A 24,133-nucleotide genomic window follows, 5' to 3' on the forward strand; every position below is an offset into this window, starting at 1 on the left:
GTTCTTCGACGCGGGCAAGCCGGTCGGGGTGGGGGTCGGTGGTTAGGGGGTGGCGAAGGTTTGGGTGATTTTCTGGCAGAAGGCGGGGAGGTCGTCGGGTTTGCGGCTACTGGTCAGGTTACCGTCGGTTACGCACTCCTCGTCCACCCAGGTGGCACCGGCGTTGGTCAGGTCGGTACGCAGGGTGGGCCAGGAGGTGATGCGCCGGCCGCGCACCACGTCCGCCTCGATCAACGTCCACGGGCCGTGACAGATCACCCCGACCGGCTTGCCCGCGTCGAAGAACGCCCGCACGAACCGCACCGCGGCCGGGTCACCGCGCAGGAAATCCGGATTCGCCACCCCGCCGGGCAGCACCAACGCGTCGTAGCCGGCGGCGTCCGCCTGGTCGGCGGTCACGTCCACGTCGTACGTCTTCGACTCGTCCAGGTGGTTGAAGGACTGGATGGAACCGGGCTTCAGCGAGACCAGCTCGACCGTCGCGCCGGCGTTCTCGACCGCCTCCCGCGGCTGGACGTACTCCACCTCCTCGACGCCGTCGGCGGCCAGGAAGGCGATCCGCTTGCCCTGCAATGTCGCTGCCATCTCGGTACATCTCCTTTCCGGGGGTACCTCAACTCCCTTCCCGAGCCCGAACGCCCGAAACAGGCCGGACCGACGCGAACCGCCGAAGGCCGTCTGACCAGCGGCGGACCGGTCACCACCCAGGTTTGGCCCGGAGGGCGGTGGGGACCCGGGGAGGCATGGCAGGAGCAGCAGCGGAACAGCGCCGGCTCGCCACCGTCGTGGAGAGCTGGCTCGGACGCCCCGTCCTGATCGTCGGTGATGCCATGTTGGACGAATGGCGGTTCGCCGACTCCGACCGGCTCTGCCGGGAAGCACCTGCCCCGGTGCTCACCCTGCGCCGGAGGATCTCCGCCGCCGGTGGGGCCGCGAACACCGCTGTCAACGTCGCCGCCCTCGGCGGCCGGGCGGCGCTGGTGGCACCGGTCGGCGCCGACGTCGCCGGGGACGAACTGCACGACTGCCTGGACCGCGCCGGCGTCTGGGACCGTACGGTCAACCAGCCCGGACGACCCACCCCGGTGAAGCGGCGGATGCTGGCCGGCAACCAGATCCTGCTGCGCGAGGACTCCGGCGACCCGGACGACGCACTCGACCAGGACGGTGTGGACCGGCTGCTCACCGCCCTGAGCTGCGCCACCGAGGAGCTACGCGCCGCCGCCGGCGGGGAGGCCCCGACCCTGGTGGTCTGCGACTACGGCCTGGGCGCGCTGCCCGCGCCGGTCCGCGCGTGGCTGGTCGAGCACCGCGAGCGGTACGCCACTGTCGCGCTGGACGCCCACGACCTGGCCGACTGGCGGGGCCTCGCGCCGACAGTGGTCACCCCCAGCTTCGCCGAGGCGACCCGGCTGCTCGCCCGCGCCGGTGGCCGGACCCGACCGACCGGCGGACCCGAACTGCACCTGGAGCACCCCGACGGCGACCCGGTCGACGGGCCGTCCGAAATGACAGCGGGCGCGGCGCCGGGCGGGGTACGCGCCGGCGTCGCGGAGCCGGCGCCGGACGACCGTCGCGGGCCGGTCGGTGAACCCACAGCGAGCGAGGGACGGGTGGCCCTGACCGGCGACGGGCTCAGCGTCACCGGCACCGGCGTCACCGTGAACACCCAGGCCGGCGCGGGGGTCGACCGGGCCGTCCTGGCCGAGTCGCGCCTGGCCGAACTGCGCGCGCACACCGGTGCCGACGTGGTCGCGGTGACCCTGGACACCGAGGGCGCGGTGGTCGGCGGCGCGGACGGGGAGCCGCGACGCAGCCACAGCACCCCGGTCCCGGCGAGTCACGCAGTCGGTGCCGGGGACGCCTACCTGGCGGCGATGACATTGGCCCTGGCCGCCGACGCGCCGCTGCCCACCGCCGCCCAGCTCGCCCAGTTGGCGGCCACCATCACCGTCTCGGACACCGGCACCTGCGTGTGCCGGCGGGACGACCTGCTCGCCGCGCTGGGCCAACCAACTGGCACCACGAGCTATCCCGGGCTGGTCGGCAACGACGAGTTGGACGCGATCGTCGCCCAGTACCGCGAGGCGGGACGGTCGGTGGTCTTCACCAACGGCTGCTTCGACGTGCTGCACCGCGGGCACGTGCGCTACCTGGAACAGGCCCGCGCGTTGGGCGACCTGCTCATCGTGGCGGTCAACTCGGACGGCAGCGTACGACGGCTGAAGGGCCCGGACCGGCCGGTCAACCCGGTGGAGGACCGGAGCGCCCTGCTCGCCGCGCTCTCCTGCGTGGACCACGTGGTGGTCTTCGAGGAGGACTCGCCCGCCGACCTGATCGAGGCGGTCCGGCCGGACGTGTACGTCAAGGGCGGCGACTATCCGCCGGAGCTGGTGCCGGAGGCGCCGCTGGTGCGCCGGCTGGGCGGTCAGGTGCGCACCCTGGGCTACGTGCCGGACCGGTCCACCTCCGCGATCATCGAGCGGATCCGGTCGCACAGCCAGGACCCGGCTCCGCACGCCACGGACCGGGCGCCCGATGAGTCGCTGAGCGCCCGTACCCAGGCGTCGTGAACCGCCCTCTCGACCTCGGCACCCCGGCGGAGTTCCGCACCGACCGGCTGGTCGACGTGCTGATTCCCACCCGGAACCGGCCAGCCGAGTTGGCGGTAACCCTGGGCGGGCTCGCTGCCCAGGAGGGGCTGCCCGGCTTCGGGGTGGTGGTCAGCGACCAGTCCGACGGGGACCCGGCGTACGCGCACCCGGCGGCGGCCACCATGGTCCGGGCGCTGCGCCACCGTGGTCACCCGGTGCTGCTGACCCGGCGGCTGCCCCGGCGCGGGTTGGCCGAACACCGGGCGTACCTGCTCGCCACCTCGGCCGCCCGGTACGTCCTCACCCTCGACGACGACGTCTGGCTGGAACCGGGTGCGCTGCACCGACTGGTCACCGCGATCGGTGAGCTGGGCTGCGGGTTCGTCGGCAACGGTGTGCACGGGCTCTCCTACACCGACGACCTGCGGCCCGAATCACACGGGCACTACGAGGAGTGGGTCGGCCCGCCGACGCCCGAGCGGATCCGACCCGACACCCCCCAGTGGAACCGCGCCCGAATCCACTCGGCGGCCAACCTGCTGCACATCACCGAGCAGCTGGCGCTGCCGCCGGGCGCGTGGCGGGCGTACAAGGTCTCCTGGATCGGCGGGTGCGTGCTCTACGACCGGGCCAAACTCGTCGCCGCCGGTGGCTTCGACTTCTGGCGGCGGGTGCCGGAGAAGCACCAGGGCGAGGATGTGGCCGCGCAGCTCGCGGTGCTGTCCCGGTACGGCGGGGCGGGCATCCTGCCCAGCGGCGCGTACCACCTGGAGTCTCCCACCACTGTCACCGACCGGGACGTCGAGGCGTGGGAGGCCGTGCTCGCCGACGAGGACGCCCCGCAACCGGCCTGAACTACGAGCTGAGCAGCTCCCGGGCGGCCTCCAGCACCTCGACCACCGGGACGTCGGCGACGAACGAATCCCGGTGCGGGCACTCGCCGTCACCCGGCCGGTGCGGGTAGATGCCGGGCGTGCAATCCACCCCACAGACCGGGCAGTGCACCGTCCAGGAGCAGATCGGCCGGTGCCGGCCGCGCAGCGGACTCCCCGTGTTGATCAGGTTGCCGACCCAGAAGATCCCCACCGTCGGCGTACCCACCGCTGCGGCCAGGTGCAGTGGGCCGGTGTCGTTCGAGACGACGAGCGCGCAGTCGGCGTAGCAACCGACCAACCCGGAGAGGCTGAGCGTGCCCACCTGCGGGCGCACCGGCACCTGGGCCGCGGCGACCACGCGGTCCACCACCTCCCGCTCGGCGGGCGTGCCGGTGACCAGCACCTCGTAGCCGTCCTGGTGCAGGGCGCGGGCCACCTCGGCGAAACGCTCGGCGGGCCAGCGGCGGCGGGTGTCGCTGGCACCCGGATGCAGCGCCACCCGGGGTCGACCCGCCGGGCCGAGCACCCGGGCCGCCTCGGCCCGGTCGGCGGCGGTCACCGCAAGCGTCGGCACGACGGTGGTGGCCGGCGCTCCCACCAGCGCCACCACCTCCAGATAGCGGATCACCTCGTGCTGGTAGTAGACGTAGCGGAGCCACCGGTCCAGCGGCGGCGCGTCGTCGGCGCGCAGCCCGACGGTGAGCCGGGCACCGAGACGACTGATCAGCGGGTTGGAGTTGGCACCGCCACCGTGGACCTGCACCGCCACGTCGAAACCGGTGGCCGCCGCCACGAAATCGTCGATCGACGACTCCGGCTCGCCCGGGTCGGCCGCACGAATGCCGGGTGCCGGCGGCACCACCAGCACCCGGTCCACCGGGCCGGGCCGGTCGCGCCAGAGCTTCGCGTGCCACGGCGCACCGAGCAACACGATCTCCGCCGAGGGGTACGCGCCGCGCAGCGCCTCCAGCGCCGGCAGGACGAAGATGAAGTCGCCGAGTGCGTTCGCGCGCAGCACCGCGATGCTCCGCACGTCGGGAAGGGGCTCGGCGGTCGGGCCGAGCAGGGACGGGGTGACCACGCAGCCCGCTACGGGCGGTCGATCTCGCCGAGGGTGTCCGGGCGGTGCAGCTCCCGGTCCGCGGCGGGATCGGCCGGCATCGCCGTACCCGTCCAGGAGTCACCGGAGCGTGGCCCGGTGCGACCCACGGTGATGGTGCGCGGTGCGGGCCGGCTCGCCCGGGGCAGCCGGACCCGGAGCAGGCCGTGGTCCATGACCGCGTCGATGGTGTCCGGGTCGACCCGGGACGGCAGGTTGACCCGGTACTCGAAGCCCCGGGTCTCGAAGCCGCCCGGGATGCCCTGGTCGGCGTTGACCTCCGCCTCCGAACGGGCTCGTACGCACAACTCGCGGTCGTCCAGCTCGACCGCCACCTCCTCCGGCGCCACACCCGGCAGCCGGACCACGACCTCCCAGCCGTCCGAGGTCTCGGTCAGCTCCACGTCGGACGTGCCGGCCCGGCCGCCGACCAGGCGACTCAGCTCGGCGCGCAGTGACTGCAACTCCCCCATCGGGTCCCAGCCCTGCTGCCGGCCGCCCCGCCAGCCCCGGCCGAAGCCGCCGCTCTGCTGCTCGCTCATCACACCTCTCCGATCCGCTGGGCGGCCTTGGGCGGCCGTAGTGAGCTGGGCGCGTCCAGGCCGGCGTCCCGGTCGACACCCACGCCCAGCCGGTCGACCAGCTCACCACCGAGCCAGGCGCTGATGCCGAGGATCGCCACCGCGACCACCTCGATGGCGATCAGCGCGCCGCCGGCGGCGCGGGAGTCCGCGTTGAGCCGGACGGCCCACACGGCGGCGAAGAGCAGGATCACCGCGATGTTCGCGGCCGCGTGCAGCAGACCGACCCGCTTCGCACGGGTGCCGGTCGGAATCGCCAGCAGGTCGAACGAGCCGGCCGCCGCGGCGAGCAGGCCACCGATCAGCGCGACGGTGATGTTCCAGTACGCGACCTCGCCAAGGAAGTCGGGACCGCCGACGGTGTCCACGATGTCGAACAGCACCGCCGTCACCAGCAGGGCGACCGGGAACATCACCAGCATCGGGTGGACTGGGTGACCCAGTACCTTGAGTCGGCTCTCCATCTCTCGGCCTCCACTGGTCGGCGTCCTGCGGAACGATGTCGTTGCGGCGGGCGCGTCGGGTGAGGCCGTACCCCCGGCGACCGGACCCAAACCTCGCACTGGCCACCCCGCCTTAGGCTGACGACCGGTGGTGCCCCGCCATCGGGTCAACGGCTGAGGGAGGACCAACGTGACGGTGGAGATCACTTCCCACGAGGAACTACGCGAGCTGCTCGGCGTGCCGAGCGCGCGGGCTGCCAACAAGGACCGCACCCGCCTGCACCAGCGCGACCGCGACTGGCTCGGCGCCTCGCCGTTCTGTCTGGTGGCCACGGCCGGCGCGGACGGCAGCTGCGACGTCTCCCCCAAGGGGGACCCGGCCGGGTTCGCCCTGGTGCTGGACGACACGACCATCGCGCTGCCGGAACGGCCGGGCAACCGGCGGGCGGACGGCTACCGCAACATCCTCGACAACCCGCACATCGGGTTGGTCTTCCTCATCCCGGGCCGGACCGACACGCTGCGGATCAACGGGCGCGCCCGGCTGGTCAGGGACGCGCCATGGTTCGACGAGATGGTGGTCAAGGGGCACCGGCCGGTGCTCGCCGTGGTGGTGGAGATCGAGCAGATCTTCTACCACTGCGCGAAGGCGTTGCTGCGCTCCGCGCTGTGGCAGCCGGAGACCTGGCAGCCCGAGGCGCTGCCGTCCCGAGCCCGCCTGATCAAGGAGGTCGAGGCGCCGGTGGAGAGTCTCGAAGACCTGGAACAGCACTACGGGCCGGAGTACGTCACGAAGATCTATACCTGATCTCCGCGTCTCCGTTGGCTCGAATCAGCCCGTCGTCGGGGCGGACCGGCTCCCGGGAGATCCCGGAGCCGGTCTCCGGCCACGAACCGAACCGGTCGTTGTGCAGGTGCGCGAAGAGGTAGCAGATGCCCTCACACTCGGCGTCCGGCAGCGCCATCGTGGGGTCGGCGCGAACCGCCTCGTAGTAGGCCTGGCCCAGCGCGACGATGAAGCCTCGGCAGTAGAGGAAGCCATCGTCGGACCCGTCGGTCACCTCGTGGATGTCCTCCCGGTCGATCTCGTGCAGCTTGCGCTCCACCACCCGGTCGAGATCGGTCAGCTCCTGCCGGGTCAGCTCGGCGGCCAGCTGTCCGAGCCGGTCCAGGAGAGGATCCAGCCACCCCTCGATCGCGTAGGACGGGCCGTCCTCGTCGTCATCGTCGGCGGGGTCACGCTGGAGGATGGCCTGCCGTAGCGCCAGGGGCTCGGCACCCAACCCGGCCCACGCGGACTCGATGAGGGCCCACAGTCGGGCCTCGTCGGCGGGGGTGGGCATCGACTGCGGAGCATCGGTGGTCACGGTCACCGCCGGACCGTATCCACCACCACCGACGTTCCTAGCGCCCCCAAGTGGGCGGACACCATCCAGCGGTGACCGTCCGAGCGGCAATATGCCGTGGCAGCCGGCAGCACCTCTCCCGCATGCTGTGCGAGGCCAGCGCAGCACAAAGGAGACCGCGATGCGGAAGATCCCCACTCTGTTCCGACGCGACCCGGAGGACATGCGCCGGGTGACGTCGGATGTCCACCCGGACTGCCGGTGGGTTCTCGACGGCGAGGGAGTCGCCACCCGGAAGTACGACGGAACCTGCGTCAGGTACGACGGCGAACGCTGGTGGGCTCGGCGCGAGGTCAAGCCGGGTAGGACCACGCCCCCGGGGTATCAGCCGGTCATGACCGACGACGTGACCGGCAAGACCGTCGGCTGGGAGCCGATCGAGCAGTCGGCCTTCGCCACGTTTCATGCTGAGGCGCTCGACGCGACTGTGGACGCCGACCAGGTCACCGGCCCACAGCCGGGCGCGACCTACGAACTGGTCGGGCCGAAGGTGAACGGCAACCCGGAGAAGGCAGTTGGCCACCAGCTCGTCCGCCACGGCTTCTGCACCCCCGGGGACGAGGAGGAACTGCGCAAGGCACCGCTGGACCACGACGGGCTGCGTGACTGGCTGCTGGGTCACCCGGGCTGGGAGGGTGTGGTCTGGCACCACCCGGACGGCCGAATGGCGAAGCTCAAGCGTCGCGACTTCCCCTTGGCGTCGTCGTCGCCACCGGGCCACATGTCGGTGCCACGATCCCGGTAGCCACGACGACGGAGCCGGCCCCACCCAGGATGGGCGGAGCCGGCAGAGGTTGGTCGCTGCCCGGTGGGGCGCGGGTCGAGTCATCGCGGTGACCCGACCCGCCTCATCAGTTGAGGTTCATCCGGTCGCAGGGAATCCACTCACCGACCGAGACCCCCGGTCGCCGGCCCACCAGCCCGCACGGCAGCGCCGCCGGCGGGACACCCAGTCGGGGGGCGATGGTGTTGTAGGCCAGCCGACCCATCACGTCGTAACCGCCCGGCGTGGGGTGCACGCCGCACTGGTCCAGATAGCTTTCCGGGATGGACTGGTAGTCGATCCAGGTCGGCACGCGGTCGCCGTACTCGTCGATCACCAGCATGCTGCGATAGATCGCGTCATTGACCTTGGCTTCGCTGTCCGGGAGCCAGGCCGGGCTCGGACCCGGTGGGGTCGTGCAGCCATCGGTGCCGTGCCCGGCGCTGTACTGCACCCAGGACGGGTACATGACGACGTCCGGGTCCAGGTCCAGCGCCGTGTCGAAGAGCGCCCGGTAGGTGCGCTCGAAGGCGGTGATCTGTGCCGAGGTGGCGTTCGACAGGTTGTTGTTGGTCCCACAGTTGAGCAGGATCAGGTCGGGTCGGTGCGTGGTGACCAGGTCCGCCATCCGCGACGACCAGTAGTTGCAGGTCACTCCCCCGACCGCTGCGACGACGAACTCGTGCGGTACGCAGGACTGGTCGAGCAGCCACCCCAGCTCCTTTCGGTAGCCGGCGGTCACCGATTCGGTCATCGTCGCGCCGCTGGTGATCGAATCGCCCACGGTCAGAATCTTCACTGTGGGTCGCCCGGGGGTGGGGCAGGCGGCAGCGGAGGTCTGGGCGGCGACGGGTGTTTCCGAAGGGATGGACAGGCCGACTGCCACGAGGACGAAGGCGATGGCACCCACCAGTACGGAACGTGGTTTCATCGGCTCTTCCCCGCCACCAACACGGCGACCTGCTCGCCCCGGACCAGATCCGGCACTGCCATTGCCATCATGAAACTGACGGTACCGTCTCCGCATTCAGTGCCAAATGCGGCACTTACCTTCACCAGGCGTCAGGGAGTGCCGGCCGGAATCCCCACGTCATCGGGTTCATCCCGCGCTCGGTCAACGTGGTCCGATGCGCGGCGGTCCTCGGCGCGGGTCTGCCGCCAGGCGTAGGCGGCCAGGAAGAACGCCGCACCGGCCCAGACCAGGCAGTAGGCGCCCAGGCCCACAGCGCCGATCGACTCGTGCAGCCCGAAGTAGCCGATGACGAACTGTGTCGTCGGCAGCAGGAACTGGAGCATCCCGAGCACCGTCAGTGGCGTCCGGACCGCCGCGAAACCGAACAGCACCAGCGGCAGCGCGGTAACCAGGCCGGCGCCGACGAACAACACGGACCGGACCGGACTGCCCCCGAAGTGGCTCCGGCCGGTCGCCGACAGGAAGGCGAGATACCCGGCGGCGGGGACGGCCAGCGCCGCGGTCTCCACCGCCAACGCCCGCCAACTCGGCACTGCCGCCCACTTGTGAAACAGCCCATAAACTCCGAAGGTGGCGGCGAGGCCGATCGCCACCCACGGTGGTCGTCCGGCGTCGATCCCCAGCCACACCACGCCCGTTGCGGCCAGAGCCACGCCGATCCACTGCGCGATCGCCATCCGCTCCCGCAGCACGGCCAGGCCAAGAAGTGCGGTGAAGAGCGGGTTGATGTAGTAGCCGAGGGCCGCCTCGATCACCCGCCCGTTGTTGACCGCCCAGATGTAGAGGCCCCAGTTCACACCCACGAAGCAGCCAGCGCCGGCCAGCAGCGCCAATACCCGTGGCTGCCGCCGGATCGCCCGCACCCAGCCGAGGTCGCGCTGGATCGCCAACACGACGGCGACGAAGACCAGCGACCAGACGATGCGGTGGGCGAGAATCGCCGGCGCCGGCGCCGGGTCCAGCAGCGGCCAGTAGAGGGTCAGCAAACCCCAGACGAAGTACGCTGCGGTTCCGGCCGGCACGCCGGTGCGGGCGCGGCGCATCACTTCTGCGGCTCGGTGAGGAACAGCCCGAGCACCAGCGCCACCAGGGGGATCAGACAGATGATGGTGAACACGCCCTGGGGGCCCCACGCTTCCGCTGCCACGCCGAGGACGGGCGCGATGAGGCCGCCGATGCTCACGGCGAGTCCGAGCGTCACGCCGGCTGCGGTGCCGGGCCGCGCCGGCAGGTAGTCCTGACCCAGCTTGACCAGCACGGCGAACGGGATGTTCAACGCGATGCCGGCGAGCACCGCGAGCAGGAGCGGCGGGTACTCCCCGGGCGTGAACCGCAGGCCGACCAGCGCGGGTACGGCGACGACCGCGCCGAGCTGCACGGTGCGGACCATCCCGACCCGGTCGGCGATCCGGCCGCCAAGCAACGTGCCGAGAACCCCGCCGACCAGGAAGGCGGCCAGCGCGGCCCCGGCGAGGCTCCTGCCCGCACCCAGATGGCGGATCCAGAACAATTCGATGAAGGTGATCGCGCCGAAGAAGGCCACCGATCTGACGGTCTCGATGCAGGTCAACACCAGGAACGGAACCCAGCGGTCCGGGCCGTGGTCCGAGACCCTGCGGGCGGCCGGCCGCGGCAGCCGATTCCGGTACAGCAGGAAGCCCATGAGCACGGCCGGCGGGATGAAGAGCGCGGTCGCTCCGACACCCATCGCGATGAGTGCGGGAGTGGCCAGTACCGGTGCCAGGAAGAATCCGACACTGCCGCCGGCGGCGAAGATGCTCATCGCTGTGGCGCTCTCGCCCGCCGCCACCCGGGCCGACTTCCCCGCCGCCGGATGGAACATCGCCACGCCGAATCCCGAGGCACAGAGCAGCAGCCAGACCGCCACGTAGGTGTGCACGAGACCGGAAAGACCGAGACCGATTCCGGCCAGCGTCACGCCCGCCCCGGCGAGCCAGTCGAGCCGGTAACGGTCGACGGCGACGCCGATGAACGGCTGCGGAATGGAGCTGCCCAGGGTCGCGGCGAGCGTGAGACCGCCGGCGGCCACGTAGCTGTAGTGGCGATCCAGCACGAAATACGGGACGCAGGCCGGCACAAGACCCTGGTAGAGGTCGTCGACCGCGTGGGCTGCGCTCCACAGTCGCATCCGCCGCCACGCCGACGAATGCTCGTCCGGCGTCAGCACCGTTCCAGGGTTGGCCGGGTCCACTCGGCTGCCTGTCTCCGTCACGATCAGCTCTCTCGTTGGGGTGTCGCAGGAAGAATGCCCGGTCGCCCCGGCTGCCGACTATCGATATCCTGCCGACTTATGTCGCCAAGCAGCCAAGATGTCGACGGCAACGCCCGGGTGCCCTTGGCCGACCGCGACCGAATCGACTGGCACACCCACGCGCGCCATCAACTGATCTGCCCCCGCAACGGCGTGCTCGGGGTGTCGACGCCGACCGGGCTGTGGACCGTCCCACCGGACCGGGCGGTGTGGATTCCGGCCGGTGTCGCCCATTCCCATCGGGCGTACGGCCCCACCGACATGCGCGCGATCATGTTCGACCGGCCGCTGAACCCGCTGGGCGTGGAGCAGCCGACCGCCCTGGCCGTCTCGCCGCTGCTGCGCGAGGTGATCGTCAAACTCACCGACGGTGAGGAGTTGACCGACGAGGAACGGCTCAACCTCGAACGTGTGGCACTCGACCAGCTCCGCCGGACGGTCATGTTGCGCCTGCGCCTGCCGTACCCGGCCGATCCCCGGCTGCGGGATCTTGCCGAGATCCTGCTCGAAGACCCCACCGACCGCCGCACCCTCGGCGAGTTGGGCATGGCCGTCGGCGCCGGCGCACGTACCCTCAGCCGACTGTTCCGGGAGCAGACCGGAATGTCGTTCCCGCACTGGCGCACCCAGCTGCGGCTGCACCACTCACTCACGTTGATCGCCGAGGGCGCGTCGGTGACCACCACCGCAGCGGCCAGCGGTTACAGCGGTCCCAGTGCGTTCATCCAGGCGTTTCGCGCCTACTTCGGGATGACGCCGGGCGAGTATTGCCGCAGCCGGCGGGGCTCCGACCCGTCGCCGACCTCACACTGAGCGGGCGGGGTCCGGGTCGCCGTACGGCCGGCAGCGGCCACCTCGCCACTCGACCACCCGTCAGATCCGTGCCAGCCCAACCCACTGCGCCGGGGCTCCGCGATTCCGACTCACGTGTCACGATCTCGGCCATGCGTCTTCCGTTCGGCCTGCTCGTCGCATCCGTCGTGGCTGGTCTGCTCTCGGCTGCGGCGGCGCTGCTCGCCAGGCCGGCCGCGGCGCTGCAGTTCGGCCTGGCCATGCTGCTCGCTCTGCTCGGCTACGTCCTGCTGGGTCGCGGTGCGCGCCGCGTACGGTGGGCCATCGCCGCCGGTGTCGGACTCCTTGCCGTGGTGGCGGCGATGAGACTGCACTGGTATCAGGAGCAGGTCGTCGAAGTGGGCTGGCTGACATACGGGCCAGCGGCAGCAGAGCCGTCCAGCTTGGGGCCATGGCGCGACTCGGTCGACCGGCAACGGCTCGCCGCACTGGGTTCGGCGCTGGGCGCGGCCTGTCTCGCGGCCGGCGTGTTGGCACTACCGTCCCGCGACAGGCGGCGGGGTGTGGCCACGACACTCTTCGCGCTGCTGCTGCTCGCCTGGTTCGGGCTGGGCGCCACCCCGGAGTTCGTCGACTATCCGCTGCCGGACCTGCTCGGGACGGTCTGGCCGGCGCTGCTCGCCGCTCTGGTGACGCTGGGCGCACTCGCGCTGTCCGGGTGGCGGGCCGACCGACGTTGGCTGCTCCCGGTGGGGTTGTTCCTGCTGTCACTCGCAGCGGCTGACGCGTACTCGGTTCTCGCCGGGGTGTGGTCGGGCTGGTGGGAGATGGCCAATCCGGACCGGAACGCCTTCCTGGAACTGGGCATGGCGGTGAGCACCTCCACGAAGGATCCTCTCCAGCTGTCGTCGGCCGTGGAGACGACGATCCCGCTCGCCGGGGCGGCACTGGCGGCCGCCGGCGCACTGCGCAGCTCCCGCGAAACCACGGACCGGATGGGCTTCCCGCTAATGGATGACGAAGGCCGGGACACCGTTGACGGTGACGACGACAACACCTCTTCGGCCTAGTAACTCTCGATTAACACGGTTGCCCATGCAGACAGCAGAAAGGGGGACTCTGACCCTTTTCCAACTAAGCCGACGCCGTTCCGCACCGGCTGCGCGAGCGTTCGACCGAAGCGGGACCGCCAGCAGGCGCACGAGTCCGTCCCCCTCGGCCCGGTCGGCGCAGCCCACGAACGCGAGGCATAACTGCGTGGTCTGCTGCTGGAGGGGCGACGGCTGCGTTCATGCTGAAAGGGCACTCCAGCACGGCTATCCCATCTTGCTTCTCCGCTAACCAACGGTAATATCTCCATGTTTTGATCAACAACGGGGAGGAAGATCCACATGCGATGGAAGTTTCCGGCCGGCGCCCTGATAGCGCTGGCTCTCTTCATTCCGGCGGCCCCGGCGGCGGCGCAAGCCGCATCGCCCGGGCTGAATGCGGCCTGCCAGACGGTCGAGCGCAAGGTCTACACGGATATCCGCGAACTTGTCACCATCGACCTGGATACCGCCACCACCGTGCAGGTGCGAGTGCTGGCCGCCCAGATCCTGGCCACGGCGAACAAGGAGTCGTTGCCCGTTCTGCCTGACGCAATCCAGGACAAGCTCGACGGCACCTCGGACGAACTCCGCGCATTCCTCAAGTCGGACGTGCAGAATGCCTGGTCAGTGGCGCTGCGGATCTCGGTGGTCCAGACGTTGACGGACGCTGGCCCCAACGTGAAGGAGGCCGCGCAGAAGGTGCTCGATGCCCCGTCCATCGACACCTACCTGGCTTACCTGAACAACGGTCTGTACGAGGCACGGGCGCTCGACTGCGCGTCTCAGCCCACGCCGACGCCGAGCGCGACCGCCACGCCGAGCGCCACGCCCAGCGGTACGCCGACCGTCGCACCGACCGCCACGCCCTCCGTCAGCTCGGGCGCTGCCGGCGGTAACGGCGGCGGACTGCCGGTGACCGGTGCCAACACCCTGACCGTGGCCGGCCTTGGCGCCGCGCTTCTGCTCCTCGGCGGCGCGGGCTACGTGATCGGACGCCGACGCCGGTCCCGCTTCGTGGCATAGCGCACCCGTCGCGCCCGGCTCGGCACTTCGTCGAGCCGGGCGTGGTCAGACGGAGGTGTCCGCCCGGCATGGCCAGCGGCACCGCCGTCGACCTTTGAAAACGCCGAAGCCCAGGTCACTGACCTGGGCTTCGGCACCGAGCCGCCTGACGGAATCGAACCGTCGACCTACGCATTACGAGTGCTCGGTGACTATCGGAACGGTTGCGAACCGACCTACGCTGACCTGCGTCGGTGCCGCCTATGTAGGCCCCTTCCGTCAGATTCGCATCCCACCCGTGTCCTCAGAATTGTCCTCAGCCCGATGCTGCTCTGTGGCTATCACTCGGCTTGCCAAGCTGCGTGCCGCCCGCAACGTCTCGGGCTCCGGCAGCCACGTCACGCCCTCGCTCCGGTTCCGGCGCCCATCCTCCCGAGGCTTACCCAGTGCCACGCCCAAGGGGTCCGTTGGCCCGTCCACACTGCCGCCTCTGCGGAAGCCGATGGTGTCGCCCTGGGTGCCGGCAACGTACATGTGCCCACCCGACACCTGCCGAGCTGCGGGCCGTACCAGACGAATGCCAACGTCGCGCTGCCCCGCGATCGTGACGAGCAGCGCCTCCACCTGCACGGCCAGTTCCGCCACCCGACCCGATAGTTGCGACACCTCTTCGCGGACCTCGGTCACCTCTGCGCTCACGTGGCAGGTGACGCAACGCTCGGCCCTGCTGAGCAGCCAGGTCACCGTCCACCCGCACCCGCCGACGCCGATCACGCTCGCCAGGAGGGGATAGGTGCCGAACGGGATGGTCACCGGCGCCAGGTGGTCGACGAGGAAGAGGGTGGCCGCCAGAACGATCGCGGTTACGCAGAGGATCACGTAGCCGTATTCGGCGTGACGTCGAGGCGGGTCAACAGTGGCGAGGGGTCCCCCTGTGATATCCATCGTGGGAGTCTCGTTCACGAGACGGGGGGTGAGGCAATGATCACCCGCCGCAGTGTGCAGATAGTGAACCGTTGACGCAGCAACGGTTAACAAAGGTGTGACGTCCGGTGATGATCCACTACCCGAACGGGGTGTCAGCTCGCCCGGAAGGTCAACCGATACCGATGCGCGGCGTACAGATCCTGCAGACCGTCAGCGTGGGTCACGACCAGCAGCGGAACACCCTCCGGCACCTGATACGTCCGGCGCTCCGCCGGCGTCGGCTGCCGCGCACCCACCCACGAGCCAGGTTCCACGACGATGATTTCCGGCTCCACTGGGGTCCGCACCACCACGCCGCGTCCCCGTACCGCCTCTGCCAGGCCCTCTGTCCGCAATTGCTGCACCGCTGCCCGGGCCGTGATCGCGCTGACGTCGTAGGTCTGCGACAGGTCCCTTTCGGACGGAAGTCGGTCACCTGGTCTGAGCTGCCCAGACGTGATCCGGTCACGCAGAATGTCGGCCAGCTCGCGGCGGCCGACCTGCTCCGGGTCCGGGGTCACCGCCGCAGGCTAAGCCGCGCGACACATTGGGGCGGTGAGGTACCTGAGTACCGCAGACGCCTCCGGACTGTCACCACTGCGGTACGGTCGGGTATGGCGGGCCCGCCGGTTGTAGCGGTCGGCGGGCCGCCGCCCAGACCGCTACCTGGGGGGACACCTTGACACCCAAGCCACCGACCGAGCAGACCATCGGTCAGAAGCTCAAGCGCCACCGCAAGGCCGCCCGGCTCACGCAGGAGCGGCTCGCCGAGCGCGCCGGCGGGCTCAGCGTCGAGACCGTCCGGAAGCTGGAGCAGGGCGTACGCCGCAGCGCCTCGCTGCCCACCCTGCACGCGCTCGCCCGCGCCCTGAACGTGCCCACCAGCACGCTGATCGGCGACGCCACCGAAGCCGCCGCCCGCGCCGAACCCGACCACCGGCCTCTATCGCTGGCCGCGATCCGCCGCGTCATCGCCCCCGTACTCGGACTCGACGGGGCCATGCTGAACACGCCCGCCGGCGACCCGCCCACACTGGACGTGCTCACCGGCCGGCTGCGCACCGTCGACCGCAGCTACCAACGCAACGACTACGCCGCCGCCCTCGCCGCCCTGCCGCCGCTACTCGCCGACGTCCAGGCCGCCGTCGACGTCGCCGCCGACCGGAACCAGCCCGCCGCCCACGCGCTGCTCGCCCGCACCCGCCACCTCACCGGGAACCTGCTCATCCAGCTGCGCGCCGGCGACCTCGCCCAGACCGCCCTCGCCGGCGCCCTCGACGCCGCCCGCCAGTCCGGCGACCAGGTCGTCGCGGCCACCGTCATTCAGGGCATGTGCTGGCTGCTGATGCGGCAGGGCCGGCTCGTCGAGGCCGCCGAGCTGGCCACCACCACCGCCGACCAGATCGAGCCGAAGTTCTCCCGGGCCACCCCGGGACAGCTGGCGGCGTGGGGTTGGCTGCTGGTGGGCGGTGCGGCCGCGTACGCCCGCGACAACCAGCCGGGTGTCGCCGCCGACCTGGTCGACGCGGCGCAGGCCGCCGCCGTGCGGATCGGCGAGCGGGCACCGGAGCCGGGGCACCTGATGATGGTCGGCGGGTTCGACGCGGGCCGTGTGCAAATGGCGCGGGTGGAGAACGCCGCGGTGGCCGGCGACCCGGGCCGCGTGTTGGACCTGTCGCGGGTGGTGCCGGCCGGTCCGACGCCGGTCGGGTCGAGCTGGCAGCGTCACCGGCTCGATGTGGCGTGGGCGCACGCGCAGCGCCGCCAGCACCACGAGGCCACCGAGGTGCTGGTCGAGCTGCGGCACCTGGCACCGGCCTGGCTGCGGCAGCAGCGGTATGCGCGGGACATCGTGGACGTGATCGCTGACGGTCGCCGGCGGGCGATGACGGAGGACCTGGCGGATCTGGCGCAGGTCGTCGGCTACGTTCCCTGACCGCTCGCACGCGGTGTACCAGTTTGGTCACCGGATGCGGTTAGCGGTACGTGAGGTACCTGGATACCTCACCTCGCACCCTGGACTCTGAGGTCAGGACGCGGTAACTCACCGGTCACGCGGTGAGGCCGCGCCCCTCGGAGCGAGGGAGGCGAGCACCGTGCACTGGCCCTTCAACCGGCGACGGCAGCAGCCGGCACAGCGCATCGACGCGACCGGCCCTGCGACCGGCTACCCCAACCAGTCCGGCGCGCTCGGCCCGGCCGCTGTCGACGAGCTGCAGGCTCGCCGGCGGGCCGGGTCGCACTGGAGTCCGAGCCCGATCGACAAGCTGATCGACCCGTGGACCGCCCGGGACGGCAACTCGTGACCGCCCGGACCATGCCGGCCGCCGGCACTCGCGTATCCATGAGACCCGGGGACTGGCTCGTCGAGCCCGGGCGGCCCGGCCACATCCACTACGACATCCGGGTCGTCTCCATCCACGACTCCAGCGACCCCGCCTACCACTGGGTACGCGGTCACGGACTGGAGTGCACCTGGGAGTCCGCCGAGTGCACGGCCCCGTGGTGCTGGGAGGTCCTGGTCGACGTCGACGTCCTGGCCGAGGCCGCCGACGGGGCGACCCCGTGAGCCGCCTCGACGAGCCCGTCGACCGGGCCCACGTCGCCCACTCCGCCCGGCTCACCGTCAAGGCGCACGCGGACGGTCGGCGCTGCTGCATCGAATGCCCCGGCGACGACTGCGCGCAGGACGCGTGGGCCCGGCGCGCCCTCGGCATGGACCCTCGAACCACCCCGCCCGACGACCGGCCGCACCCGACGGCCGGCGGAACAACAACCGAAGGAGAATCATGGAGCAGCTCAAGTTCGTGAAGCCCAACCGGTGCGACAACAGCGGCCCGAACTGCCTGGAGATCGCCATCGACAAGGACAACAGCCGGATCCTCCGGAACTCGCGGCGGCCGGAGACGCAGATCGTCGTCGACGCTGACGAGTGGGCGGCGTTCGCTGACTCGCTCCGCGCTGGCCAGACCTTCTGACCGGAGCATGAACGAGGGGCCGGCCGCCAGTTCGGGGCCGGCCTCTCACGCGTCCCCGTCGACGTGCCTTGGCTGCATGCCCCGGATCCTCGCCACCTCCACGCACACCTGCGGCGGGGACCGCATCCCGTCCGACGAGCTCGGCTGGTACTGCGTCTGCCCCGAGCCGGAGTGCCAGCGCCGGCAGAACGGAATCTGGCCGACCGACCGAGCCGTCGAGCGACACCGGCGGGCCCGGCCCCGCTCGTGATCTAGCAGCGGCCCCGCTACTGCTCGGGCTCACCGGCCTTGGCCATGACCGCACTGCGCCGCAGCTGGTACGCGCCCCGGGTCGACAGCGGTTTGTACCGCCACCCGGTTCCCTCCGCGCCCCACTCCCGCAGCCGCTGATCCTCGTCCTGCAGGGACCGCTGCACGGTGCGCGCGGATATCTCCAGCAGCTCGGCCGCCTCCGCCGGGCTTATCCACACGCTGCCGCTCAACGCACGCCCCCTGCTCGTCTCATCTGGGGATGATCTCACGCCAGACACGCCGGCAGAAGCCACAGCGACACACGGTGACCCTAACGCCAGTTGCGCCAAGAGCGCCAACAGCGTCAAGATGGACACCATGACCGCCCCCGCCGTCAATGGCACCAAGTACCCTCCGGCCGTCGACGCCCTGCTGCCACAGGCCCGGGCACTCGTCGACGAACTCGGCGAGGTCCCGTCACGGAACCGCCTGATGCGCGAGTACAAGATCGGTGCACCGAAGGCCGACGAGCTTCGCGACCTACTGATGACCCCACCCACTGAGCCGGCCGCCGACGTCGAGGAAGAGCCGATCGACCCGTGGGACAACGCCCAGCCGATCGACCCCGAACCCGCCCCGACACCCGCCGGGTCCGACGAACCCGGGTCGGTCACTGAGGACGCCGACCCGCCAACGGCCGACCCGGAGGACGAGGACCGCCCGCGCCGCCGATGGTTCCGGCGCCGGAAGTCGGCCGAAGCGTCGCCGCAGGTCCCGACCCCCGGACACCCGGGTAAGCCGGCCGCCGTCGCACCGGCACCCGCCGGGACCGCCGAGCGGAAATCGCTCGTACGGATCCGCTGGGGCGTGCGCCTGGTCCTGACCCTCGGGGTTGCCGCGAGCATCGCCGGGAACGTGCTGCACGCCCAGGACAGGCTCATCAGTCAGGTCATCTCGGCGTGGTCGCCGCTGGCGCTGCTGCTGACGATCGAGCTGATCTCCCGGGTGCCGGTCCACTCCCGTCGGCTGGCCGTGGGCCGGTGGGCGGCGACCGCGCTGATCGCCGGTATCGCGGCCTGGGTGTCGTACTGGCACATGGCGGCCGTCGCGTCCCGGTACGGGGAGACGAACGGGTCTCAGTACCTACTGCCGCTGTCCGTCGACGGCCTGGTGGTCGTCGCCTCGATCTGCCTCGTGGAACTGGGTGGCCGGATCGCCACCGCAACCAAGCACGACAAGTAGCCCCCGGGGCGCGGCCTACGCCTGGACAGCCAGCCGCGCCCCGGGACCCTCCCCGAAAGGAAGGCACCCATCATGACGACAATCCACCAGATACGCGGGAAGGTGCCCGCTGACTCGCCGCTCCGGGCACTCGCGGGCAAGACCGTGACCGCGCCCGCGGGCACCCCCTCGGAGGTAGCCGCGAGGGTCACCGAGATGCGCCTCGCCCGGATCGACCCGGTCATCCTGGCCGCCCGGCACATCCCGTGGACGCCGATCGTGCTCGCCGGCGCGGGCGCGGTGCTCGTCGACGTCGCCGTGATCCTCGCGGCCATCCTCGGCGGTCACAACCTGATCGCGTGGACGGCCGCCGGCGTCGGCCTGGTGCTCGGTCTGCTGCTGCTGGTGGCGTGCATCCACCTGCAGATGGACCGCTGATGGTCACCCAGCAGTACCGCCTGCACATCTACGACGGCACGTACGAGGTGCTGCACGGCCGCCAGCACCTGGTCTTCATCGACTTGGACGTGCCCGGCTACGAGAGCACCCTCGACCGGCACCTGTGGGCCCTCACTCGGGACGCGCTGGCCGCGAACGAGCCGATGGACGCGCCGCGCATGGAGGTCCGGGATCCGGCCGGCACGGTGGTGCGGAACTGGACGGCGCACTGATGCTGCTGCTTCACGCACTGCTGGTCGCCGCGCCGACGCCCAGCCCCTCTCCGTCTCCGTCGTCCGCGCCTGGTGCCGGGTCGGCGGCGGTGCTCGAGCACGCCATGTCGCCGACGACCGTCGCGATTTTGCTGCTGCTGGCCCTGCTCATCGACTGGATGTCAGTCGGACCGAACTCGCTGCGTGACAGGGTTGCGTTCGTGGTCGCCGTGCCCACGATCCGCGAGGGTTTCGACGGTAGCCCGCTCGACCAGTGGACTGTCGAGACGCTCAGCAAAATGATCCAGAGCCTGCTCGACTCCACCGGCGGCGCGTACATCGCCGGCGCGAGCATCAACTACATCCTCGGCGCGGGCATCGGGTGTCTGTGGATCTACGCGGTCGGCTGCATGTTGCCGATCAAGCTCAGCAAGAGGTTGGGGCGGTTCGCCACCCTCACTTTCCCGGCGTCCGGGCTGCGCAGGCTCAACGCGCCGTTGTGGTGCGTGGCGATCCTGCTCGGCCTGATGTCCGACCTGCCCGGCGGCCTCGTCGGGGACATCTCCCGCGCCCTGGTCGACGTGGCGGCGGACCTCGTCGCGCCCCTACCCGAGCTGCTCTTCGGAGGTGGAGAGTGACCCCCGCACTGCTGGCCGCGACCAGCGACCCCGACCGTGGATGGGGCGGGCCGATCGCGCTGCTGATCGCGATCGTCGTGTTCCTGACGGTCATCGGCATTCAGGAGTACATCAACCCGGAGAACCCCTCCCCCACCGGGGACCAGGGGAGTGGTGTCACCGCGAACCCCAAGGTCAACTCGGTGTCAGACACCGATGACACCGAGCCTGACACCAGTTGGTGGGGACGGATCCGCGACGTCGGCGGCCGCCGGGTGCGGGTCGTCGACGAGCCGGTCGACGACGAACTGGACCTGGACCTCGACGACGAGGACGAGCCGGAAACGGTGGAGAAAGCCGTCGCCCGGATGGTCGGTGAGCGCCAGTCGTACATGGAGATCGTGCGGCACCTGATGACCGTGCACCGGGTGTCCGAGTCGACAGCGAAGCGGCGCATCCGCGAGCACCACGAGGCGGTCTGATCCGGGCAGCAATCAGCGCCCCCACCCGAACGCGGGTGGGGGCGCTGTTCGTCGGGATCCCGACGAATTCGTAGTGTCGTTGCTACTCACCGATACGGTGCCCGGCATGACCCGCACCCACCGACTCCTGCTCACCGCACTGTTGCTCACCGCTGCGCTGGCCGGCTGCGGAGGCGACCCGGATACGGCCGCCGCCCCGTCGGCGACCCCGGCCACCACGAGCGCTTCGCCGTCGCTCTCGCCGAGCCCGAGCCCACCGCCGAGTCCGTCGGTGAGCGCGTCGCCGTCGTACAAGCCGAAGCTGGCAACCGTGATGAGCGATGCCGGCGGCAGCTGCGTCTCGAAGGGGCGATGCGGCTACTACGTCGCCGGGTCAACCTGCAAGAACGTGGAGTGGTGCAAGAAGGCTCACCTGGTCGAGCCAGGCACGTGGGCGACCGACGGGGGGTCCGGGCCGACGGACTGCATGTGGGGGTTGTCGAAGGCGCCGGAGTACGGCGTTGACGATGGCGGCTACGCGTCGAGTTACACCGAGGTGGTGGTGCCGAAGGGTGCCATCTTCGACACGCACAACTGCGTCAACGATTGGGAGTGGCTGCATCCCTGACGGTCCGAGTCCGGACGCAACGAAGCGCCCCCGCCGGCCGGGGCCGAGGCGGGGGCGCTTGCTGGTTCGGGCTACTGCTCCGCCGTGACCAGGCTCGGCGAGTCGGGCTCGCCGGACACCTTCGCGCTGACCAGCGAGGTCAGCACCGACAGCACGGCCGCGCCGGAGGCGATGCCGCCGGCGGCCGCCCAGTCCGCCTGCCACGCGTTGAACACCACGTCGGCGCCCCAGTAGAGCAGCAGACCCTGCGCGGCGCTCTTCACCGCACGCTCGGCGGTGGCCTTCCAGAACTTGCCTGTGAACACGTGGTACCTCCTCGGGTTACGGTTCTCGGGTGGTGCATGTGCCTTCCCTGCCGGCCAGTGACCGGCTCGTGTTGGCCGGGCTGTCCGGCGTCGCCGGCCGGTACGGCACCGGCAGCGACCGCAACGCGCCGCGCGACCAGGCGGTCGCCGCAGTGCGTAAGGTGTCGACCGACCCACGGTTGCTGGGTATCCAGGCCGGGGTGGCGCTGGCCGATCCGCAGGGCATCAGCGGGCCGACCGTCGAGCTGCTCCAGGCCGCCGGCGCGGACATGGAGGTGGCCGCGCAGCACGCGGCCGAGGTGAGGGCGAGGTTCGAGCAGGCCGGGATCCGGTACGACCGGAGTTAGTCGGCGACGCACGCGGCGATCTGCCGCGCTCCGCCGATGGTGAGTACCGTGACCGTCTCCGGCTTCGTGCCATCCGGGCACTGTGCGCCGGCCGGCCCGGCTTCGCCCCGCGGCCCCTGCGGTCCCTGCTCACCCTGCGGTCCCTGATCACCGGGCGGCCCGGCCGGACCAGTCGGGCCAGTTGGTCCCGGAGGTCCCGCCGCCCGGTGGAGCCGGGAGCCCCATCAGTGCCGTTCTCGCCGGCAGCACCGGGCCGGCCGGGAGCACCCGGTGACCCGGACGGTCCGGGCGGGCCGTCGACGCCGTCGACCCCGTCGAAGCCACGCGGCCCCTGAGGACCCGGCGGTCCGGTGACGGTCTGCGGATCCCGAATGATGTCCTCCGCCGGCGGTGCGACGGGATCCTGGCCGGAGTCCTGCGCCTGCTGACGCTGCTGATCCAGCGCGCTGGCCAACGCGTCGTTCTGCGCGCGTAGCACGCCGATCTGGTAGGTCGCCCACGCGATCATCGACGCGACCACAACCGCGGCGAGGATCGCCGCCCAGTCCCGCCACCTGCCGCGCCGGCGTGCTCGGTGCTCGCCCGTGGTCGTCGTCATCATCTTGGCCCCTGAAGGTTGAAATAGATGGTCACGATCAAGGCGGCGCACGGGAACACGACGGCCGAGATCAGCCACCGGGTGAGGGTTCGCCGCTGCTCTTCGCCGTCCTTCACCCGCGCTTCGAGCACTCCAACGCGAGTCTCCATCGCCTGGCGTTCGGCGGCGTACACCTCGCGGAGCACGTACGAGTCCATGCGCCGGCTGATCTCGGCGAAGTCCTCGTGGAAGTCGCGGCGCATCGCGTCGAGCCGCCGCGCCAGCTCCGCGTTGGTGATGTCATCGCCGGGCACCGGCGGACCTCCCCGTGATGGTGATGGTGGGTCAGTCGGCCAGGCGGCGGGTCAGCTCGTCGGCCACCTGCTGGGCCATGGTGGGCGGGATAGCGGCCGCGATGGCGGTCGCGTCGAGCCCGGCCAGAACGCCCGCCACGATCGCCGGCTCGTCGGTGAAGTCCCGGCCGGACAGGGCGGCCACCGCGACGTCCAGCCGAGGCAGAACCCCGGCGACGTACGCGCCCGACCCGCCGGGGCCTGCCACGAGCGCGAACGCCAGGTCCGCGAGCCGCTGCGCCAGGGGCTCCACCGGACCTGGCTTGCCCGATGCGTCCTTCACGGCGAAACCGAAGCCGCCCTTGCCGGTGCCCAGCAGCGCGTTCTCGATGCGCTGTAGGCGGGCGCTGTCCTCTGCGCTCATGTCGTCGTCCCCCTCGATGAGTCCGTGCGTGGTCAGGTAGCGGCGGAATAACGGCCGCTGGTCGCGGCCCGCCTTGATGGCGTCGCGGAAGAAGCTGAAGTGCGTGTGCCAGCGGTGCGAGCTGTCCCCGGTGGTGCGCTTGCCGAGGCGGTCCCACCGCTTCACCGTGGTGCCGTCGGGGCTGTAGATGATCTCGCGGATGTCCCGGGTGTCGGCCGCGCCGGCAGCGCACTGGCCCACACACCACAGCGAGAAGCTGGCCAGGGTGTGGGTGCGGTCGCCGGCGCGGACCTCGAACTGGCCGACGTCGAGCGCCGCCGCGTCGGCGGTCAGGCCGGCCCGGTCCCGGGGCGACTCGCGCACCGAGTAGTCGTCGGCGTCCACCCGGTCGGATCCGCAGTGGTAGCCGCCCCGGTGGGCCGGGTCGCCGACGATGCCGACCTCGGCCGGCTCCAGGTCGTCCGGGCCGGGCGCGTTGTCGAGGTGGGTGAGGAGCAGGGAGCGGACGGCCAACAGGTTGCTCGGTGCACGCGTCATCGAGGTA

33 protein-coding genes are annotated in these 24,133 nt (G+C 71.0%); 19 read left to right on the forward strand and 14 right to left on the reverse strand.

Going from position 1 to position 24,133, the window contains the following annotated elements:
* Positions 1-42 precede the first annotated feature (42 nt).
* Complete coding sequence (locus JM949_RS06095) at positions 43-585, reverse strand: type 1 glutamine amidotransferase domain-containing protein (RefSeq protein ID WP_203147462.1); 543 nt, start codon at positions 583-585, stop codon at positions 43-45.
* Between the two features lie 158 nt (positions 586-743).
* Here JM949_RS06095 and rfaE2 point away from each other — a divergent pair, with 158 nt between their 5' ends.
* Entirely contained in the window at positions 744-2,573 is a 1,830-nt protein-coding gene (gene rfaE2 / locus JM949_RS06100) for a D-glycero-beta-D-manno-heptose 1-phosphate adenylyltransferase (RefSeq protein WP_203147463.1), read from the forward strand.
* The gene (locus JM949_RS06105) at positions 2,570-3,448 is read left to right on the forward strand and encodes a glycosyltransferase family 2 protein (protein WP_203147464.1); all 879 of its coding nucleotides are present in this window, start codon (positions 2,570-2,572) and stop codon (positions 3,446-3,448) included. Before rfaE2 ends, JM949_RS06105 begins: the two co-directional genes overlap by 4 nt.
* 1 nt (position 3,449) lies before the next feature.
* On the opposite strand, the gene JM949_RS06110 is transcribed toward JM949_RS06105, so the two are convergent.
* The 3 genes from JM949_RS06110 to JM949_RS06120 are packed head-to-tail and all read right to left on the reverse strand — an operon-like array spanning position 3,450 to position 5,613.
* A complete protein-coding gene (locus tag JM949_RS06110; protein WP_203147465.1) occupies positions 3,450-4,550 on the reverse strand; it encodes a glycosyltransferase family 9 protein in 1,101 nt (366 codons plus the stop codon).
* Positions 4,551-4,558: 8 nt separating this feature from the next.
* Positions 4,559-5,110 (reverse strand): Hsp20/alpha crystallin family protein, encoded by a 552-nt coding sequence (locus JM949_RS06115; RefSeq protein WP_203147466.1) that lies wholly within the window; start codon positions 5,108-5,110, stop codon positions 4,559-4,561.
* On the reverse strand, positions 5,110-5,613 hold the full coding sequence (locus JM949_RS06120) for a DUF2231 domain-containing protein (RefSeq protein WP_203147467.1): 504 nt from the start codon (positions 5,611-5,613) through the stop codon (positions 5,110-5,112). The genes JM949_RS06115 and JM949_RS06120 overlap by 1 nt, the downstream gene beginning before the upstream one ends.
* 169 nt (positions 5,614-5,782) lie before the next feature.
* On the opposite strand from JM949_RS06120, the gene JM949_RS06125 reads away from it, so the two are divergent.
* Entirely contained in the window at positions 5,783-6,400 is a 618-nt protein-coding gene (locus JM949_RS06125) for a pyridoxamine 5'-phosphate oxidase family protein (RefSeq protein ID WP_203147468.1), read from the forward strand.
* Here JM949_RS06125 and JM949_RS06130 read toward each other — a convergent pair.
* Positions 6,381-6,965, reverse strand: coding sequence for a DUF4240 domain-containing protein (locus tag JM949_RS06130; protein ID WP_309232025.1), 585 nt, complete (start codon positions 6,963-6,965; stop codon positions 6,381-6,383). The genes JM949_RS06125 and JM949_RS06130 overlap by 20 nt on opposite strands.
* 154 nt (positions 6,966-7,119) lie before the next feature.
* Between JM949_RS06130 and JM949_RS06135 the strand changes: the two genes are divergently transcribed.
* Positions 7,120-7,743: an RNA ligase 1 family protein gene (locus JM949_RS06135; protein WP_203147469.1), complete on the forward strand. Its 624-nt coding sequence runs from the start codon at positions 7,120-7,122 to the stop codon at positions 7,741-7,743.
* 106 nt (positions 7,744-7,849) lie between these two features.
* Here JM949_RS06135 and JM949_RS06140 read toward each other — a convergent pair whose 3' ends face one another.
* The 3 genes from JM949_RS06140 to JM949_RS06150 form a co-directional block, all read right to left on the reverse strand.
* Entirely contained in the window at positions 7,850-8,692 is an 843-nt protein-coding gene (locus tag JM949_RS06140; RefSeq protein WP_203147470.1) for an SGNH/GDSL hydrolase family protein, read from the reverse strand.
* 131 nt (positions 8,693-8,823) lie between these two features.
* Positions 8,824-9,777 carry an EamA family transporter RarD gene (gene rarD, locus JM949_RS06145; RefSeq protein ID WP_203147471.1) on the reverse strand — a complete coding sequence of 318 codons (954 nt, stop codon included), beginning with the start codon at positions 9,775-9,777 and terminating at the stop codon, positions 8,824-8,826.
* Complete coding sequence (locus JM949_RS06150) at positions 9,777-10,967, reverse strand: MFS transporter (RefSeq protein WP_309232026.1); 1,191 nt, start codon at positions 10,965-10,967, stop codon at positions 9,777-9,779. Before JM949_RS06150 ends, rarD begins: the two co-directional genes overlap by 1 nt.
* Before the next feature lie 78 nt (positions 10,968-11,045).
* On the opposite strand from JM949_RS06150, the gene JM949_RS06155 reads away from it, so the two are divergent.
* The 3 genes from JM949_RS06155 to JM949_RS06165 all read left to right on the forward strand — a co-directional run bounded on the left by JM949_RS06155 (position 11,046) and on the right by JM949_RS06165 (position 13,912).
* Positions 11,046-11,819, forward strand: coding sequence for an AraC family transcriptional regulator (locus JM949_RS06155; RefSeq protein WP_238432678.1), 774 nt, complete (start codon positions 11,046-11,048; stop codon positions 11,817-11,819).
* A gap of 131 nt (positions 11,820-11,950) precedes the next feature.
* Positions 11,951-12,868: an aminopeptidase gene (locus JM949_RS06160; protein WP_203147473.1), complete on the forward strand. Its 918-nt coding sequence runs from the start codon at positions 11,951-11,953 to the stop codon at positions 12,866-12,868.
* 321 nt (positions 12,869-13,189) lie between these two features.
* Positions 13,190-13,912, forward strand: a complete 723-nt coding sequence (locus tag JM949_RS06165) for an LPXTG cell wall anchor domain-containing protein (RefSeq protein ID WP_203147474.1) — start codon at positions 13,190-13,192, stop codon at positions 13,910-13,912.
* Positions 13,913-14,170: 258 nt separating this feature from the next.
* Here JM949_RS06165 and JM949_RS06170 read toward each other — a convergent pair whose 3' ends face one another.
* Together JM949_RS06170 and JM949_RS06175 are read right to left on the reverse strand one after the other, a co-directional pair.
* A complete protein-coding gene (locus tag JM949_RS06170; RefSeq protein ID WP_203147475.1) occupies positions 14,171-14,854 on the reverse strand; it encodes a hypothetical protein in 684 nt (227 codons plus the stop codon).
* Positions 14,855-14,970: 116 nt separating this feature from the next.
* Complete coding sequence (locus JM949_RS06175; protein ID WP_203147476.1) at positions 14,971-15,378, reverse strand: winged helix-turn-helix domain-containing protein; 408 nt, start codon at positions 15,376-15,378, stop codon at positions 14,971-14,973.
* Positions 15,379-15,536: 158 nt separating this feature from the next.
* Between JM949_RS06175 and JM949_RS06180 the strand changes: the two genes are divergently transcribed.
* The 5 genes from JM949_RS06180 (at position 15,537) to JM949_RS06200 (ending at position 18,085) form a co-directional block, all read left to right on the forward strand.
* Positions 15,537-16,793: a helix-turn-helix domain-containing protein gene (locus tag JM949_RS06180; protein WP_203147477.1), complete on the forward strand. Its 1,257-nt coding sequence runs from the start codon at positions 15,537-15,539 to the stop codon at positions 16,791-16,793.
* 160 nt (positions 16,794-16,953) lie between these two features.
* Complete coding sequence (locus JM949_RS06185) at positions 16,954-17,163, forward strand: hypothetical protein (RefSeq protein WP_203147478.1); 210 nt, start codon at positions 16,954-16,956, stop codon at positions 17,161-17,163.
* A gap of 38 nt (positions 17,164-17,201) precedes the next feature.
* Positions 17,202-17,426: a hypothetical protein gene (locus JM949_RS06190; RefSeq protein WP_203147479.1), complete on the forward strand. Its 225-nt coding sequence runs from the start codon at positions 17,202-17,204 to the stop codon at positions 17,424-17,426.
* A gap of 220 nt (positions 17,427-17,646) precedes the next feature.
* A complete protein-coding gene (locus JM949_RS06195) occupies positions 17,647-17,835 on the forward strand; it encodes a DUF397 domain-containing protein (protein ID WP_203147480.1) in 189 nt (62 codons plus the stop codon).
* Between the two features lie 76 nt (positions 17,836-17,911).
* The gene (locus tag JM949_RS06200) at positions 17,912-18,085 is read left to right on the forward strand and encodes a hypothetical protein (RefSeq protein ID WP_203147481.1); all 174 of its coding nucleotides are present in this window, start codon (positions 17,912-17,914) and stop codon (positions 18,083-18,085) included.
* 16 nt (positions 18,086-18,101) lie between these two features.
* Here the strand turns inward: JM949_RS06200 and JM949_RS06205 are convergent, their stop codons facing one another.
* Positions 18,102-18,317 carry a hypothetical protein gene (locus JM949_RS06205; RefSeq protein WP_203147482.1) on the reverse strand — a complete coding sequence of 72 codons (216 nt, stop codon included), beginning with the start codon at positions 18,315-18,317 and terminating at the stop codon, positions 18,102-18,104.
* A gap of 127 nt (positions 18,318-18,444) precedes the next feature.
* On the opposite strand from JM949_RS06205, the gene JM949_RS06210 reads away from it, so the two are divergent.
* From JM949_RS06210 to JM949_RS06235, 6 genes are all read left to right on the forward strand, one after another.
* Positions 18,445-19,308, forward strand: a complete 864-nt coding sequence (locus JM949_RS06210; RefSeq protein ID WP_203147483.1) for a DUF2637 domain-containing protein — start codon at positions 18,445-18,447, stop codon at positions 19,306-19,308.
* Between the two features lie 72 nt (positions 19,309-19,380).
* Positions 19,381-19,725, forward strand: a complete 345-nt coding sequence (locus JM949_RS06215; RefSeq protein WP_203147484.1) for a hypothetical protein — start codon at positions 19,381-19,383, stop codon at positions 19,723-19,725.
* Positions 19,725-19,958 carry a hypothetical protein gene (locus JM949_RS06220; protein WP_203147485.1) on the forward strand — a complete coding sequence of 78 codons (234 nt, stop codon included), beginning with the start codon at positions 19,725-19,727 and terminating at the stop codon, positions 19,956-19,958. The genes JM949_RS06215 and JM949_RS06220 overlap by 1 nt, the downstream gene beginning before the upstream one ends.
* Entirely contained in the window at positions 19,958-20,575 is a 618-nt protein-coding gene (locus JM949_RS06225) for a hypothetical protein (protein WP_203147486.1), read from the forward strand. The genes JM949_RS06220 and JM949_RS06225 overlap by 1 nt, the downstream gene beginning before the upstream one ends.
* Entirely contained in the window at positions 20,572-21,036 is a 465-nt protein-coding gene (locus JM949_RS06230; RefSeq protein WP_203147487.1) for a hypothetical protein, read from the forward strand. Before JM949_RS06225 ends, JM949_RS06230 begins: the two co-directional genes overlap by 4 nt.
* Positions 21,037-21,142: 106 nt before the next feature.
* Complete coding sequence (locus tag JM949_RS06235; RefSeq protein ID WP_203147488.1) at positions 21,143-21,643, forward strand: hypothetical protein; 501 nt, start codon at positions 21,143-21,145, stop codon at positions 21,641-21,643.
* 71 nt (positions 21,644-21,714) lie between these two features.
* Here JM949_RS06235 and JM949_RS38995 read toward each other — a convergent pair whose 3' ends face one another.
* Positions 21,715-21,948: a holin gene (locus JM949_RS38995; protein ID WP_203147489.1), complete on the reverse strand. Its 234-nt coding sequence runs from the start codon at positions 21,946-21,948 to the stop codon at positions 21,715-21,717.
* Between the two features lie 29 nt (positions 21,949-21,977).
* On the opposite strand from JM949_RS38995, the gene JM949_RS06245 reads away from it, so the two are divergent.
* The gene (locus JM949_RS06245) at positions 21,978-22,295 is read left to right on the forward strand and encodes a hypothetical protein (protein WP_203147490.1); all 318 of its coding nucleotides are present in this window, start codon (positions 21,978-21,980) and stop codon (positions 22,293-22,295) included.
* A 597-nt stretch (positions 22,296-22,892) separates the two neighbouring features.
* Here JM949_RS06245 and JM949_RS06260 read toward each other — a convergent pair.
* Positions 22,893-23,186 (reverse strand): hypothetical protein, encoded by a 294-nt coding sequence (locus JM949_RS06260; RefSeq protein WP_203147491.1) that lies wholly within the window; start codon positions 23,184-23,186, stop codon positions 22,893-22,895.
* A 31-nt stretch (positions 23,187-23,217) separates the two neighbouring features.
* Entirely contained in the window at positions 23,218-24,126 is a 909-nt protein-coding gene (locus JM949_RS06265; protein ID WP_203147492.1) for a hypothetical protein, read from the reverse strand.
* Positions 24,127-24,133: the final 7 nt, after the last annotated feature.

Source organism: Micromonospora tarensis (assembly GCF_016803395.1).
GTDB classification, from domain to species: Bacteria; Actinomycetota; Actinomycetes; order Mycobacteriales; family Micromonosporaceae; genus Micromonospora; species Micromonospora tarensis.